13 protein-coding genes are annotated in these 15,284 nt (G+C 71.5%); 5 read left to right on the top strand and 8 right to left on the bottom strand.

Translation table 11 applies throughout. From position 1 onward, the window contains the following. Positions 1 to 33 precede the first annotated feature (33 nt). From purF to RIN46_RS10225, 4 genes are all read right to left on the bottom strand, one after another. Complete coding sequence (purF, locus tag RIN46_RS10240; RefSeq protein WP_309080969.1) at positions 34 to 1,599, bottom strand: amidophosphoribosyltransferase; 1,566 nt, start codon at positions 1,597 to 1,599, stop codon at positions 34 to 36. A 151-nt stretch (positions 1,600 to 1,750) separates the two neighbouring features. After that, the gene (locus RIN46_RS10235) at positions 1,751 to 2,167 is read right to left on the bottom strand and encodes a hypothetical protein (protein ID WP_309080970.1); all 417 of its coding nucleotides are present in this window, start codon (positions 2,165 to 2,167) and stop codon (positions 1,751 to 1,753) included. Between the two features lie 121 nt (positions 2,168 to 2,288). Then, a complete protein-coding gene (locus RIN46_RS10230; protein ID WP_375141864.1) occupies positions 2,289 to 2,792 on the bottom strand; it encodes a sterol carrier family protein in 504 nt (167 codons plus the stop codon). A gap of 3 nt (positions 2,793 to 2,795) precedes the next feature. Then, positions 2,796 to 3,827 (bottom strand): asparaginase, encoded by a 1,032-nt coding sequence (locus tag RIN46_RS10225; protein ID WP_375141866.1) that lies wholly within the window; start codon positions 3,825 to 3,827, stop codon positions 2,796 to 2,798. A gap of 196 nt (positions 3,828 to 4,023) precedes the next feature. On the opposite strand from RIN46_RS10225, the gene purD reads away from it, so the two are divergent. Both purD and RIN46_RS10215 read left to right on the top strand, forming a co-directional pair. Next, positions 4,024 to 5,412, top strand: coding sequence for a phosphoribosylamine--glycine ligase (gene purD / locus RIN46_RS10220; RefSeq protein WP_309080972.1), 1,389 nt, complete (start codon positions 4,024 to 4,026; stop codon positions 5,410 to 5,412). Continuing rightward, positions 5,412 to 6,308, top strand: a complete 897-nt coding sequence (locus RIN46_RS10215; RefSeq protein ID WP_309080973.1) for a phosphoribosylaminoimidazolesuccinocarboxamide synthase — start codon at positions 5,412 to 5,414, stop codon at positions 6,306 to 6,308. Before purD ends, RIN46_RS10215 begins: the two co-directional genes overlap by 1 nt. An 84-nt stretch (positions 6,309 to 6,392) precedes the next feature. On the opposite strand, the gene RIN46_RS10210 is transcribed toward RIN46_RS10215, so the two are convergent. The 4 genes from RIN46_RS10210 to RIN46_RS10195 all read right to left on the bottom strand — a co-directional run bounded on the left by RIN46_RS10210 (position 6,393) and on the right by RIN46_RS10195 (position 13,564). After that, the gene (locus RIN46_RS10210; protein ID WP_309080974.1) at positions 6,393 to 8,201 is read right to left on the bottom strand and encodes an ABC transporter ATP-binding protein; all 1,809 of its coding nucleotides are present in this window, start codon (positions 8,199 to 8,201) and stop codon (positions 6,393 to 6,395) included. Further along, positions 8,198 to 10,078, bottom strand: coding sequence for an ABC transporter ATP-binding protein (locus RIN46_RS10205; protein WP_309080975.1), 1,881 nt, complete (start codon positions 10,076 to 10,078; stop codon positions 8,198 to 8,200). Before RIN46_RS10205 ends, RIN46_RS10210 begins: the two co-directional genes overlap by 4 nt. 157 nt (positions 10,079 to 10,235) lie before the next feature. After that, positions 10,236 to 11,186, bottom strand: a complete 951-nt coding sequence (locus RIN46_RS10200; protein WP_309080976.1) for a metallophosphoesterase — start codon at positions 11,184 to 11,186, stop codon at positions 10,236 to 10,238. A 2-nt stretch (positions 11,187 to 11,188) separates the two neighbouring features. Beyond that, on the bottom strand, positions 11,189 to 13,564 hold the full coding sequence (locus RIN46_RS10195) for a transglycosylase domain-containing protein (protein ID WP_309080977.1): 2,376 nt from the start codon (positions 13,562 to 13,564) through the stop codon (positions 11,189 to 11,191). A 38-nt stretch (positions 13,565 to 13,602) separates the two neighbouring features. On the opposite strand from RIN46_RS10195, the gene RIN46_RS10190 reads away from it, so the two are divergent. Genes RIN46_RS10190 through RIN46_RS10180 form a run of 3 tightly spaced genes read left to right on the top strand, consistent with a single transcriptional unit; the run spans position 13,603 to position 15,207 of the window. After that, positions 13,603 to 13,758, top strand: a complete 156-nt coding sequence (locus RIN46_RS10190) for a hypothetical protein (RefSeq protein WP_309080978.1) — start codon at positions 13,603 to 13,605, stop codon at positions 13,756 to 13,758. Between the two features lie 29 nt (positions 13,759 to 13,787). Further along, the gene (locus RIN46_RS10185) at positions 13,788 to 14,264 is read left to right on the top strand and encodes a RidA family protein (protein WP_309080979.1); all 477 of its coding nucleotides are present in this window, start codon (positions 13,788 to 13,790) and stop codon (positions 14,262 to 14,264) included. Then, complete coding sequence (locus RIN46_RS10180; protein ID WP_375164262.1) at positions 14,239 to 15,207, top strand: NUDIX hydrolase; 969 nt, start codon at positions 14,239 to 14,241, stop codon at positions 15,205 to 15,207. The genes RIN46_RS10185 and RIN46_RS10180 overlap by 26 nt, the downstream gene beginning before the upstream one ends. Positions 15,208 to 15,284: the final 77 nt, after the last annotated feature.

The raw sequence follows: 15,284 nt of genomic DNA, 5'->3' as shown, positions 1-15,284 counted from the left end.
CCTATCGTCGGGTGGGGTGGGGCGATGAGGGTGTCAGGCGGTGGTGGCGCTGCGGTCGGCGTCGGTCAGCGTCGACTCGAACTCCGCGTCCGGGCCCGGGTCGCATCCACCCTCCGGCTCGGTCACCGGGTTGCCGTTGCTGCGCTCGAGCAGGTTCTTGCCGAGCCGGTCCGCGGTGGGCAGCGGGATCGGGTAGTCGCCGGTGAAGCAGGCGGTGCAGAGCCGCTCCCGCGGCTGCTCGGTGGCGCCGATCATCCCGTCCTCGGAGATGTACGCGAGGCTGTCGGCGCCGATGGACTGGGTGATCTCCTCGATCGTGGCGCCGTTGGCGATCAGCTCCGCGCGGGAGGCGAAGTCGATGCCGTAGAAGCACGGCCACTTGATGGGCGGCGAGGAGATCTTCACGTGGATCGCGGCGGCGCCGGCCTCGCGCAGCATCCGGACGATCGCGCGCTGGGTGTTGCCGCGCACGATCGAGTCGTCGACGACGATCACGCGCTTGCCCTTGATGATGGGCTCGAGCGCGTTGAGCTTGAGCTTGATGCCGAGCTGGCGCAGCGTCTGCGACGGCTGGATGAACGTACGCCCCACATACGCGTTCTTGACGAAGCCGTGGGCGAACGGGATGCCCGACTCCTCGGCGTAACCGATCGCTGCGGGGGTCCCGGACTCCGGGACGGGAATGACGATGTCCGCCTCGGCGTCGTTCTCGCGGGCGAGCTGCCGGCCCATCTCGACGCGGGACTCGTAGACCGAGCGGCCGTTGATCGAGGCGTCCGGCCGGGCCAGGTACACGTACTCGAAGACGCAGCCGGCGCGCTTGGCCTCGGCGAAGCGGCGGCTGCGCACGCCGTTCTCGTCGATGGCGATGAGCTCGCCGGGCTCGATCTCGCGGATGAAGCTGGCGCCCACGGTCGCGAGCGCGGGCTGCTCGGAGGCGACCACCCAGCCGCGGTCCAGCCGGCCGAGCACCAGGGGCCGCACACCCTGCGGGTCCCGGGCCGCGTAGAGGGTGCCCTCGGTCATGAAGACGAAGCTGAAGGCGCCGCGCAGCCGCGGCAGCAGGCCCATCGCCGTGTCCTCGAGGGTCTCGCCCTCGCGGCCGTGCAGCAGGGCCGTGACGATCGCGGTGTCGGTGGTGTTGCCCTGCGCGATCTCGCCGCGCACCTGGTCGCCCTGCTCGGCCTGGACCATCTCCATGAGCTCGGCGGTGTTGATCAGGTTTCCGTTGTGGGCCAGGGCCACGGTCCCGTCGTGGGTGGCGCCCAGCGTGGGCTGCGCGTTGGCCCAGTGGCTGGCGCCCGTGGTCGAGTACCGGCAGTGGCCGATCGCGAGGTGCCCGGTCAGCGCGTTGAGCGTGTTCTCGTCGAACACCTGGGACACGAGGCCCATGTCCTTGTAGACGTTGATGCGCTGGCCGTCGCTCGTGGCGATGCCGGCGGACTCCTGTCCGCGGTGCTGGATCGCGTAGAGGCCGTAGTACGCCAGTTTGGCGACTTCCTCGCCGGGGGCCCACACGCCGAAGACGCCGCATTCGTCCTGCGGCCCCTTCTCGTCGGGCAGGAGATCATGATTGAGCATTCCGTCACCACGCGCCATGGGTCCCATTCTCTCACGGCCGGAACGGTGCTGGACGATCATGTCACCGGTCCCGAGCCGGGGGCCGATCCCCGTGGGGACGGGCCGCGCGAACCGCCGTTCCGGGCCGGAGGGGGTCGGGTGGGGCGCGGCGCAAGCGTGCGACGGCGGTTCAGGAGCGGCCGTCGCCGCCCTCCGGGCGCAGGTCCCCGTCGAAGCCGCCGCCGACGTCCCGGCCGCGAGCGCGGTCAGCCGCGCCGGCGCCGTCCGGGGTGCTCGCGCCGTCGACTCGGACGGCCTGCAGGCGGCGGGTCCTCCGACGCAGCGAGCGGTCGACCAGAAGGTAGGCGAGGCAGGCGAGGAAGACACCGATGATGCCGAAGATCACAGCCAGGAAGGCCGCGACCGAGCCCCGGGTGAACTCCTGGTGCGGCTCGCCGGTGTACGCGGAGATCAGGGCCGCGATGAAGCCGAGGACCGCGCCGACCGCCATGAACGGCCAGAATCTGGGGGAGCGGCGGACCTCCACGTCGATCGACCGGGGGTTCTGGGCGCGCTGTTCCTGCGGGTCGTCGGAGTGCTGATCCATGCGACAAGGGTACCCACTGGCAGGGGTGCCTCGACGCCTGCCGGGGCGGGGGACAGGCGGCAGGCGCCGAGGGCGGGTGTCCTGCAGTCCCGGGCGGCGTCCGGGCCATCCCGCCACGCCGTCAGGCCCGGGAGATGCGGGTCAGGCGGGGCAGCGCCTCGGCCAGGTCGGCCCGCACGCCGGAGGCGGACACCCGCCCGGCCGCGACGGCGTCGTCCCAGTCCGCGCGGCCGGTGGCCAGCGCGAGCCACACCCCGGCCTTCATCTCCACGACGTTCGGCGGGGTCCCGCGGGTGTGCCGCGGGCCGGGCACGCACTGGGCCACGCCGAACGGCGGGACCCGCACCTCCACCGAGTTGCCCTCGGCGATCTCGGAGAGCTCCTCGAGCGCGTAGCGGACGGCGGTGGCGAGCACCGTGCGGGGGAGGGCGACGGCCTCGGCCGCCGCCAGCACCTCGTCGGCGGTCCGTTCCTGTCGCAGCGGCCCATCCGCCGCGCTCTCCGGCCCGGCCCCGCCGCGAGCGGGCGGCTGCGTTGAATCCGGCCGGTGCGCCTCGAACTCCCGCAACCAGGCACGCACGGCCTCGCGGCCGGCGGAGTCGTCGATCCGGCGTCGCACTCCCATGCGTCAGTCCAGCAGCGCCAGGACGGGGGAGGCCAGCCGGACGCGGCCGACGGGCTCGCCGCCGCCCAGGATGGGCTGGGTGGTCTTCTCCAGCACGGGGCCCAGCTGCTCGGGCTCCACGGCGCCGGCGGCGGCCATCAGCGTCAGCCCCACCAGGGTCGAGGCGCGGCCGTTGCCGTCGAGCATCTTCACCGCGCACGCCGTGCCGTCCGGGGCGGCGAGGATGAGCACGCCCTCGGCCCCGAGCTTGCAGACGAGGCCGAGGTCCTCCATCACCACCGTGTTGTCCTCGCCCTCCCCGTGGACGGCCCACGGGTAGTCGAGCATGGCGGTGGCCACGGTCGCGGCCCGGGCGTTGGCGTTCTTGTCCGACGGCGCGGCGGCCAGCCTCCCGGCGGCCCGGGCCAGGCCGCGCAGCGAGAACGCGGGCACCGGGGCGCCGCAGCCATCCACCGCCAGGTGCGCTATCTTTTCGCCCGCGAACTCCTCGACCACCTCGATCACGTGCCGCTGCAGCGGGTGATCGGCGTCCAGGTAGCTCTCCAGGTCCCAGCCGTTCTCCACGCACGCCCACAGGAAGGCGGCGTGCTTGCCGGAGCAGTTGAACGCCAGCCGCGACTTCTCTGCGGCCAGCGTCCGGCCGCCGATCTCGAGCTCTCCGCGGACCAGCGCGGTGCGGGTGGGGACGTCCTGCGGCCAGGCGGTGGGGCAGCGGAGATCGTCCTCGCTCAGTCCGGCCTTGGCGAGCATCGACGCGGCCAGTTCCATGTGCGCGCGGCTGCCGACGTGGCTGGCGCACGCGAGCGCCACCTGCTCGCCGACCAGCGGCGCGCCGGCCTGCATGGAGGCGATGGCCTGGAACGGCTTGAGCGACGAGCGCGGGAAGACGGGCGCCTCGATGTCACCGACCTGCAGCTCCACCTCGCCGCCCGGGCCGACGACCACCGCCGAGCCGATGTGCCGGGACTCGACGAACCCGTTGCGGTCCACGACGGCCAGCTCGACGGCGTCGTGCACCGTGAACGTCCCGCCCACCGTCCCGGACGACGGCGTCGCGCCGGCCGCGTCCACGGCGTCGGCGGCGGCCGGGGAATCGGCGGGGGCGGGGGCGCTGGTGCGGGTGCTCTGCTGTTCGGCCATGCCACTATTGTGGCCGACGTCCGGGGTGCACGCGTCATGCGTGCGGAACGGGCTGCCGCCCCGCCGTCGGCGCCCGGTAGGCTTGGCCAGCGTGAAGGTTCTTGTGATTGGCCCCGGCGGCCGCGAGCACGCCATTGTCCGTTCCCTGCAGGCGGATCCGTACGTCACCGAGGTGCACGCAGCCCCGGGGAACGCCGGAATCGCGCAGGACGTCCCCGTCCACGCCGTCGACGCGCAGGACCCCGGCGCCGTCGTCGAGCTGGCCCGAGGGTTGGAGGCCGGCCTGGTCGTCGTCGGCCCCGAGGCCCCGCTGGCCGCCGGCGTCTCCGATGCGCTCCGCGAGGCCGGCTTCCCCGTCTTCGGCCCGTCCCGGGCCGCGGCGCAGCTAGAGGCGTCCAAGGCGTTCGCCAAGGAGGTCATGGCCGAGGCGGGCGTGCCGACGGCCATGGCCCGCGTCGCCGCGGACACCGCCGAGGCCGCCGACGCACTCGACTCGTTCGGCGCCCCCTACGTCGTCAAGGACGACGGGCTCGCGGCCGGCAAGGGCGTCGTCGTCACCGAGGACCGTGCCGAGGCGCTCGCCCATGCGGAGGCCTGCTTCGCGGCCGGCGGCACCGTCGTCGTCGAGGAGTTCCTCGACGGGCCCGAGGTCTCGCTCTTCGTCATCTCCGACGGCACGCACGCCGTCCCGCTGGCGCCCGCCCAGGACTTCAAGCGCATCTTCGACGGCGACGAGGGCCCCAACACCGGCGGCATGGGCGCCTACACGCCGCTCGAGTGGCTCCCCGAGGGCTTCGTCGACGAGGTGGTGGAGCGCGTCGCACTGCCGACCATCCGCGAGATGGCCCACCGTGGCACCCCGTTCGTCGGCGTGCTGTACTGCGGGCTCGCGCTGACCCGCCGCGGCGTCCGCGTCATCGAGTTCAACGCCCGGTTCGGGGATCCGGAGACGCAGCCGGTCCTCGCCCGCCTGAAGACCCCGCTGGGCCGGCTCCTGCTCGCCGCGGCGACCGGCGGACTCGACGACGCCGACCAGCTCGCCTGGCGTCCGGAGACCGCGGTCGGCGTCGTGCTGGCCTCCGCCGGCTACCCGGACGCGCCGCGCAAGGGCGACGTCGTCTCCGGCCTGGACGAGGCCGCCGCGCTCGACGGCGTCTCGGTCCTGCACGCCGGCACCGCCGCGGACGCGGACGGACGGATCGTCACGGCGGGCGGCCGGGTGCTCGCCGTCGTCGGGCTCGGCCCCGATCTCCGCGCCGCGCGCGCCACGGCGTACGACGGCGTCGCGCGGATCTCGTGGGACGGCGCCCAGTACCGGCGCGACATCGCCCAGAAGGCCGCCGAGGGCGGCATCGCGGTGCCGGATCCGTCCCGCGGCCGGCACGCCGCCGACGCGGGCCGTCCGGCGGCGGCGCCGCTGGGCGCCTCGCAGGGCGGTTCGGCCGACGCGTCCGCCGAGAACGAGACGGAGGTGCGCTGATGGCCGGTTTCGCCGCCGATGCCCCGGCCCTGGACGGCTGGACGCACGTCTACTCCGGGAAGGTGCGGGACCTGTACGTGCCCGCCGACGCCTCGATCACCGACCGGGTGCTGGTGGTCGCCAGCGACCGGATCAGCGCCTACGACTTCGTCCTCGCCTCCGAGATCCCGGACAAGGGCAAGGTCCTGACCCAGCTGAGCCTGTGGTGGTTCGAACAGCTGGAGGTCCCCAACCACGTGGTCTCCACCGACGTCCCGGCCGAGGTCGCCGGCCGGGCCATGGTCTGCCGCAAGCTGGACATGTACCCGATCGAGTGCATCGCCCGCGGCTACCTCACCGGCTCCGGGCTCGCCGAGTACCGGCAGTCCCGCACCGTCTGCTCGCTCCCGCTCCCCGAGGGACTGGTGGACGGCTCGAGGCTCGAGCCGGCGATCTTCACGCCGAGCGCCAAGGCGGAGGTCGGCGAGCACGACGAGAACATCACCTACGAGCAGACCGTCGAGCGCGTCGGCGCCGACGTCGCGGCCGAGCTGCGCCGCCTCACGCTCGACGTCTACACGACGGCGGAGCGCATCGCCCGCGATCGCGGCATCGTCCTCGCCGACACCAAGGTCGAGTTCGGGATGGACCCGGTCACGGGCCGGATCACGCTCGGGGACGAGGTCCTCACGCCCGACTCCTCCCGCTTCTGGGACGCGGAGACGTACGAGCCGGGGCGCTCGCAGCCCTCGTTCGACAAGCAGTTCGTCCGGGACTGGCTGACCAGCGCTGAGTCGGGCTGGGACCGCCACAGCGGGCAGGAGCCGCCGGAACTCCCCGCCGACATCGTCGAGAAGACCCGCGCCCGCTACATCGAGGCCTACGAGCGCCTGACAGGCAGCGTCTTCACGGCCTGACCCGGCCGGCTGACGCTTCGGGCCTGACGCGGACGGTCGCCGAGCCCGTCGGACCAGAGCGCCCCGTCGGAACAGAGCGCCCCGTCAGACCAGGCTGTCCCGCCAGGCCCGGTGCAGGGCCGCGAAGCGCCCGCCGGACTCGATGAGCTCGTCCGGACTGCCGTCCTCGACGATCCGGCCGTCGTGGACCACCAGCACCCGGTCCGCGATCTCCACGGTGGAGAGCCGGTGCGCGATGATCAACGCCGTGCGCTCGCCGAGCAGGCGGTTCAGCGCCTCCTGGACCAGCCGCTCGCTCGGCAGGTCCAGCGAGCTCGTGGCCTCGTCGAGGATCAGCACCCTCGGGTCCGCCAGGAACGCGCGGGCGAAGGAGATCAGCTGGCGTTGGCCGGCCGAGACGCGCCCGCCGCGCTTGTTCACGTCCGTGTCGTACCCCTCCGGCAGCGACTCGATGAACTCGTGCGCGCCGACCGACCGGGCGGCGAGCACCACCTCCTCGCGGCTCGCCCCGGGCCGGCCGAGGGCGATGTTGTCCGCCACGGAGCCGGAGAACAGGAACGCCTCCTGCGTCACCATGACGACGGCGCGGCGCAGATCCTCGCCCGCCAGGTCCTTGATCTCCACGCCGTCGAGCGTCAGCGATCCGGCGCTGAGGTCGTAGAACCGGGCGATGAGCTTGGCGAGGGTGGACTTGCCCGCACCGGTCTGCCCCACGACGGCGACCGTCTGCCCCGGCTCGATCGTCAGGTCGAACCGGTCCATCACCACCGGCCCGGAGCCGTACCCGAAGACCGCGTCCCGGAACTCGATCCGTCCCTCGGCCTGCGGCAGCGGCACCGGGTCGGTCGGCTCGACGACGGACGGCTCCTCCTCGAGGAGGCCGGAGACCTTCTCGAGCGCGGCGGTCGCCGCCTGCAGCGAGTTGTAGAACATGGCGATCTGCTCCACCGGCTGGAAGACCCGCTTCGAGGCGAGCAGCAGGGCCACCAGCGTGCCCACGGCGAGGGTGCCGCCGAGGACCCGGAAGCCGCCGGTCAGCAGGACCGCCGCGACGGTGAGATTGCCGATCAGCAGGAGCGTCGGCTGCAGGACGCCGAAGAGCGAGATCGTGCGGAGGGTGTTGTCCTTGTACTCGTTCGCGAGCGCCGTGTAGGCGGCGTCCCCGGCGGCCTCGCGGCGGAACGCCTTGACGGCCCGGATGCCGGTCATCGTCTCCACGAACGAGGTGATGACCCGCGCCGAGACCACCCGCGACTCGCGGTAGACCGTCTCCGAGCGGGTCTGGTACCAGCGGAAGATGAGCCAGATCGGCACGGCGGCGCCGAGCACCACCAGACCGGAGCGCCAGTCGAGGAGGAAGACGCTGGCGGCGGTGAAGACGATGAACACCGAGCTGGAGACCAGCTGCGAGACGCCCTGGTCCAGCAGCTCGCGGAGGGTCTCGAGGTCGGAGGTCTGCCGGGAGATGACGCGCCCGGAGGTGTACGTCTCGTGGAATTCGAGACTGAGCCGCTGGGTGTGCCGGAAGACCCGGAGCCGCAGGTCCAGCAGCATCGCCTGGCTGACCTGCGCCGTGCACAGCGTGTACCAGCCCAGCAGCCCGCCGGCCGTCACCGCGGCGAGGACGTAGAGCCCGCCGGAGAGCGCGAGGGCGGACCACTCGCCGTCGCGCACGCGCGGCAGCGCCCAGTCGATGGCCCACGCGATCAGCAACGGGAACGAGGCCCGGGCCGCGTTGGAGACGATGACCAGCACGGCGGTCAGCGCCAGCTTGAGCTTCAGTGGCCCGGCCAGCGACGTCAGGAGCCGCCAGGAACGACGCCGGACGTGGCGCCGGTCCTCGGCGGACAAGCGGATGTGGTCGTCGTGGGCGACGCCGCCGAGCTGGCTCATGCCCGCCCTCCCTCGGTCGTGGACGCCGACGCGGACGCGTCGTCGTCCGGCTCGTGCGCCAGGACGTCCTCCACGGTCGGAGGCTCGTCCAGGCTCGTGATGATGTGCCGGTAGTGCCCGCTGCGGGCGAGCAGTTCGGCGTGCGTGCCGACGTCCTCGATCCGCCCATCGCGCAGCACCGCCACCCGGTCGGCGAGCATCACGGTGGACGGGTGGTGCGCCACGATCAGCGTGCTGGTCCCGCGCAGGACGCGCCGCAGCCGGGCGGTCACCGCCTCCTCCGTGCGGACGTCCAGGGCGGACAGCGGATCGTCGAGGACCAGGAGCCGCGGGCTGGCGGCGATGGCCCGGGCGAGCGAGAGCCGCTGCCGCTGGCCGCCGGAGAGCGAGAGCCCCTCCTCGCCGATCACGGTCTCGACGCCGTCGGGCAGGTCGTGGACGAACTGCGCCTGCGCCACGTCGAGCGCCTCGGCGAGCAGTTCGTCCGGGCTCTGACCGGGCCGCGGCCGCGCGCCGAGCAGGACGTTCTCGCGGACGGAGAGCGAGAACAGGATCGTGTCCTCGAACGCGACGGCGACGGCGGTGCGCAGGGCCCCGACGTCGTACCGGCGGACGTCCACGCCGTCCAGGACGACGGCGCCCTCCGTCGCCTCGTAGAGGCGCGGGATCAGGGCGAGGAGCGTGGACTTGCCGGATCCGGTGGCGCCGACGAGGGCCATCGTCTCGCCGGGGCGGACCTCCAGATCCACGCCGTCGATCACCGGTCGCGTCCCCGGCGGCGTGTCCGGGTAGGCGAAGCGGACGCCCCGGAGCTCCAGGTGGCCGCGTGGGTCCACGGGCTGCTCGGGGTCGGCGGGCGAGGTGATGGTGACCGGGGTGTCGATGACCTCGTAGTGGCGGTCCAGCGCCGTCTTGGTGGTCAGAGTCATGCCCAGCAGCATGCCGATGCCCTCGACGTGGACGGCGAGGACGGCCGCCGTGGCGAAGAACGCGACGAGCTCGCCGACGCTCAGGCGTTCCGTGGCCGTGAGCCAGAGGCCGACGGTCAGGCCGAGGCCGAGGGTGATCTCGGGGACCGCGACCACGAGCATGAGGAACCCGGCGAGCGACTTGGCCTTGCTGATCTCCGTCTCGCGGAGCTTCTGCGCCTGCTCGCGGAATCCGTCCAGGGCCTCCCGGCCGCGGCCGAACGCCTTGATGACGCGGATGCCGTGGATCGACTCCTCCACGGTGGTGGCGAGGTCGCCGGCGCGGTCCTGGCTGAGGCGACTGGCGGCGTGGAAGACGCTGCGGAAGCGGAACGCGTTGAGGGTGATGGGGATGGCACCGGCGAGGTAGATGAGGCCCAGGAGCCAGCTGGAGGCGAACATGAACACCAGGCCGACCAGCACCGTTACCGAGGACACGACCAGCATGATCGAGCCGAACGCGAGCCAGCGCCGCAGCAGCGAGAGGTCTCCCATGGAGCGCGAGAGCAGCTGGCCGGAGCCCCAGCGGTCGTGGAAGGCGATCTGGAGGCTCTGCAGGTGCCGGAAGAGGTTGACGCGCAGGCCGGTCTCGATGCCGGCGGTGGGGGAGATGACGAAGATGCGCCGGGCTAGGATCAGGCCGGCCTCGGCGAGACCGAGGAGGGCGACGACGCCCACGCCGAGCCAGACCGCGCGGGAGGTGCCCTCGTCCGCGATGATCGCGTTGACCAGGACCCGCAGGACCTGCGGGATGGTGAGCGCGACGAGACCGGCGCCCAGGGCCGCGAGCAGGCCGAGGATCAGCCGCGGCAGGATGGGCTTCAGATGCGGGACGAGCCGGCCGTACGTCTGCAGGAGCGTCGGCTGGTGCGCCGACGTGCCGTGACCGCTGTGCTGGTGCTGCACCACTGGGGAGGCCTCGATTGGATCGCAGGATCGGGGGAGCAGGGCCCCGCCGACGGGGAGAACAGTGGTTGGGAGCCCTCAACTAGTCTGCCACGTCGCCGGCAGTGTGCACTACGTGTTTCAGATCCGGTGGCAGCCCGGCGTCCCGGCCGGCTCGGGTCTAGTGCTCCCGCGCGGTGAGGCTCAGGAGCACGGCCTCGGGACGGCACGCGATGCGGAACGGGGCGAAGCGGGACGTGCCGATCCCGGCGGAGACCTCCAGCGGCACCTCGCGGCCGCCGTGCTCCCACATCGTGAGCCCGCTGGCCCGCCACGTCGGCAGATCGCAGTTGCTCACCAGGGCACCGTACCCGGGGAGGCAGACCTGGCCGCCGTGCGTGTGGCCGGCGAAGATGATGTCCGCCCCGGCGTCCGTGAACTGGTCCAGGACACGCTGGTAGGGGGCATGGGCCAGGGCGATCCGCACGTGCGGCGCGGTGCCGGCGCTGGCCGACCCGTTCGGCCAGCCGGCGAAGACGTCGTACTCCAGGTGCGGGTCGTCGACGCCGGTGAAGTCCAGCCGGAGCCGACCCATCGGCATGGACTGGTGGCGGTTGGAGAGGTTGACCCAGCCTGCGGCGCCGAAGGCCGCGTGCATGCGCCGCCAGTCGAGCTCCTGCGTGGCCGGATGACGCCCGCCGCTGGAGCTCGGACGGGCCGCGGCCGTGAGGTAGCCCAGCGGGTTCTTCATCTTCGGCGCGAAGTAGCAGTTCGAACCCGGGACGTAGACGCCCGGGAACTCCATCAGCGGCTCGAGGGCGTGCAGGAGTGGGTCGACGGCCTTGCGGTGGCCGAGGTTGTCGCCCGTGTTGACCACCAGATGAGGCTCCCAGCGGGCCAGGGCGCGCAGCCAGTCCTGCTTCAGCCGCTGCCCGGGCAGCATGTGGATGTCCGAGAGGTGCAGCACCTTCAGCGGGGACGAGCCGGGCGGCAGGACCGGGACGGTCTCGTGCCGGACCATGAACTGCTGGCGCTCCCACAGGCCGTACGCCAGGGCCGCACCGCCCGCTGCGGCGGTGGCGCCGGCGACGAGTGCGGTCCGCTGCAACTGCCGTGCGAGCGCCTCACGCATGCCTAGCCGTTCCCTCCGTTGCCGTTGCCGTTGCCGTTGCCATTGCCTCCGCCGTTCCCACGGCCGTTGCCGCGGGCCGAGCTCTCCTCGGAGTCGCCGGATTTCTCGGTGGCGTCGTCCGACTCTTCGTTCGAGTCGCCGGACTCATTCGACTCCTGCGAGGACTGCTCGGAGTCGTCCTCGGAGTCATCCCTCGAGTTGCTGTTCGAGTCGCGGTCGGAGTCGTCGTCGTCCTTGGATGACGGCTTCGACTCCGGCCGTCCGAACGATTCGGCGGGATAGTTCGGAACGACCTGGTGCATGTACTCCAACCACATCGGCGATGCCAGCGTCGAGGAGTCGTACGGGCGGTTCGGGTCGAGGAAGTCGTAGCGCTTGCCGTTGATGACTTCGCCGTCGATCGCCGAACTATCGGTGTACCGTCCGACCCACGAGGCCGTGGCGATGCCGGTCGTGTAGCCGACGAACCAGGTGGAGGAGGCGTTGTCGTTCGTGCCGGTCTTGCCCGCAATGGGTTTCGTGATTTTGTCTTCGCGGTCGACGCGACGGTCAGCAATCTTTGACAACGTCCCGTTGAGGTTGCGGATGATCTTGGGATCGAGCGCCTGCTCGCAGTCCTGCGCGGGCACCGGGTAGGAGTTCCCGTCGGCGTCGGTCACGCTGACCAGCGCGCGAGGTGCACAGTACTCACCGTTGTTGGCGAAGGCCGCGAAGCCGGCCGCCATGGACAGCGGCGTCACGCCGGCCGAGCCAATGATGAACGAGGGATTCGCCGGGTTGATCGGCTGCGCCTGGCCGGTCTCCTTGTCGCGATTCGTCTGGTCCACGATGCCGACCGCCGCTGCTGCCTCGGAGATGTCGCACAGGTCGACCTTGGCGGCCTCCGCTGCCGTGGCGGTGTTGACGGACCAGTAGAGGCCGTCGTCGACCGTCATCCGGCGCTTGAATCCCTGCGAGGCGTTGTTGACTTTCCATCCGCCTTCTGCGACTGCGTAGCCCCGCGAAAGGCAGGATGCTTTCCATTTATAGCTGGCCGGATAGGAATCGCGACGTGCATCGATCCGGTCCCACATGTTCCGGCCGGACTGGAGCCAGGCGATGGCGGTGAAGGGCTTCATGGTCGATCCGCCCTGGAACCCGTTCTGGGTGCCTCCGTGTGCGCGATCGACGGAGAAGTTGTATGTGGTGTACTCGGAACCTTCCTGCGGCCCGTACGTCTTGTTCTGCGCCATGGCGAGGACCTTGCCCGTGCCGGGCTCCACGGACACGAGTGCCGTACCCATATTGGATGCATCGTCGGCGGGGATCGTCTCGCGGGCGGCCTTCGTCGCCTTTTCCTGAGCGTCCAGATCCAGAGTTGTCTGGATGGTCAGTCCGCCGCGATTTAGCAGACGCTCGCGGTCCTCTACCGTTTCGCCGTAGGCCGGATCGGCGAGGATGATGTGACGGACGTAGTCGCAGAAGTACGGGGCGGATGGCGAGGCGATGCAGCCGGAGTTGGAGGCCTTCGCATTGAGTGTGTCGACCAGCGGGGTGGCGACGGCCTCGTCGTACTCCGCCTGCGTGATCTTGCCGGTGCGCAGCATGGCACCGAGCACCGTGTTGCGGCGTTTCTCGGTCAGCTCCGGGTTCTTGACCGGGTTGTAGACGTTGGGGATCTGCACCATGCCGGCGAGCGTCGCGGCCTGGGGGATGGACAGATCCGCCGCGGAGACCGAGAAGAACCGCTGGGCGGCGGCCTCGACGCCGTACGTCCGGCCGGAGAAGAGGACGAGGTTGAGGTAGCCCTCGAGGATCTCCTCCTTGGACATCTCCTTCTCGACGGCGATCGCCAGCTTGGCCTCCCGCAGCTTGTCGCCGTAGGTCTTGGTGCCGGAGATCGTCAGCTCGTCGCGGTCCACGCCGTTCTGCACGCCCGCGTTGATGAGCACGTTGTTGACGTACTGCATGGTCAGCGTCGAGGCGCCCTGCTGGCTGGAGGAGGTCAGGTTGGACACGACGGCGCGGGCCATGCCGCGCAGGTCCACGCCTCCGTGCTCGTAGAACCGGTAGTCCTCGATGGCGATGATCGCGTCCTTCATCGACTGCGAGATCTGGTCGGCCGAGACCGGCTTGCGGTTCTCCGCGTAGAACGAGGCGAGCTCGGTGCCGTCGTTGGCGAGGACGCGCGAGGGGACCGAGAGCGGCTCCTTCTTCAGCTCCGCCGGGAGTTCCTCGAAGAACTCGATGCTGGCGTTGGCGCTGGAGCCGGCGAGCGACGCGATGGGAACCAGGAGTCCCGCCGCGAGCACGCCGCAGATCGCGCTCACACCGAAGAAGGCGATGATTTTGCCCAGGGTGGTAGCGGTATCGAATACGGGGGATTTGCGACCGGCCATGCCTTCCAGTCTAACCGGGAGCGACTACGCTTTCCCCTATGACCACTTGGGAATACACCATCACGCCCCTGCCCCTCCACACGCCCAAGGACGTCCTGGACACCTGGGGCTCCGAGGGGTGGGAGCTCGTGACCGTCACCCCGGCGCCCAACGGCTCCGGGCATGTCGCCTACCTCAAGCGTCCGAAGTCCTAGCCTCTGAGCTGGGAAGACTAGGAGAAACCGTGTCTGAAACCACCACGTCCGCCGTCGAGTCGAAGCTCGCCGAGCTCGGCCTGACGCTGCCCGAGGTCGCCGCCCCGGTGGCCGCCTATGTGCCCGCCGTCACCACCGGCCAGTACGTGTACACGTCCGGCCAGCTGCCCTTCATTAAGGGCGAACTCCCAGCCACCGGAAAGGTTGGGGCGAACGTCACCCCGGAGCAGGCCAAGGAGCTCGCCGGCACGTGCGTCCTGAATGCCCTGGCCGCCGTGAAGTCGGCCATTGGAGACCTCGACCGGATCACCCGCGTGGTGAAGCTCGTCGGGTTCGTCTCCTCGGACCCGGCCTTCACGGGCCAGCCCGGCGTCATCAACGGCGCGTCCGAGCTCCTGGGCGAGGTGCTCGGCGACGCCGGCGTCCACGCCCGGTCGGCCGTCGGTGTGGCAGTTCTCCCCCTGGACTCGCCAGTTGAACTTGAACTCATCGTCGAATTCTCCTAGCTGCTTCCGGCCGGTGCCGGGCGGTCCGGCCGGACTGCCCAGCCGGCGGTTCGCGCTCCCGCCCGAGCAGGTCCCGGCGGCCGAGAACTGGGTCGCGCACGGCGAGCGGGCACCGCGCGCCGTGCGGTTCGCCTCGTCGGTGGCGCTGATCCGCGACGGCAACCGGGGCGTGGAGACCTACCTGGGCTACCGCCGGGGCACGTCCCCGCTGGGCGTCGTCGCCTTCCCGGGCGGCAGCGAGGAGGGGCACGACGGCGACGCCGACATCCCGTGGTTCGGCCCGTCCGTCGGCGACTGGGCCAAGCGGCTCAGCGTGCTGGACCACGTGGCCGCCCGCCGTCGCGTGGTGTGCGCGGCGCGGGAACTCTTCGAGGAGACCGGGGTGCTCCTGGCCGGCTCGGATCCGCTGTCCATCGTGGAGGACTGCTCCACCGGCGAGTGGATGGAGCAGCGCCGAGCGGTGGCCGAGCAGGACCTGTCCTTCACAGCGATGCTCGCCGGCCGCGGCCTCGGGCTGCGCACCGACCTGCTGCGGCCGCTGGCGCGCTGGATCAGCCCGGACTTCGCCCTCCGCCGGTTCGACACCTGGTACTTCGCCGCGGCGATGCCGGTCCGGCAGCGGGCTGCCCTGCTCGACGGCAAGGGGACCTGGGCCGAGTGGCTGCCGGCGCGGCAGGTCCTCGACGAGCGGGCCGGCACGGCACTGGGCGACCGGATCGGGCACCCCGAGACCGTCGGCCGCACCTTCAGCGAGCTGACCGTCCCCGCCGTCGAGGCGATCCTCGAGAAGATCGCCACCACGCGCGGCACGGTCGCCTACCTGGCGCACCCGCGCGAGCCGAAGACCTACCACCCGCAGCTGCGCGAGGTCGACGGCGGCTTCTGCCTCGAGGTGCACGTCTCGGGGGCCAGCGAGGGCGGGACCTGCTTCCGCTCGCGGTAGGCCGGACCGGGGGCTCCCCCGGTGGATCTCCCCGAGTACGACGTCGGCCGCCCCACCACGGATGGTGGGGCGGCCGA

It is taken from the genome of Zhihengliuella sp., from assembly GCF_031178195.1.
Classification (GTDB): Bacteria; Actinomycetota; Actinomycetes; order Actinomycetales; family Micrococcaceae; genus Zhihengliuella.
This window is presented reverse-complemented; position numbering and strand designations above follow the sequence as displayed.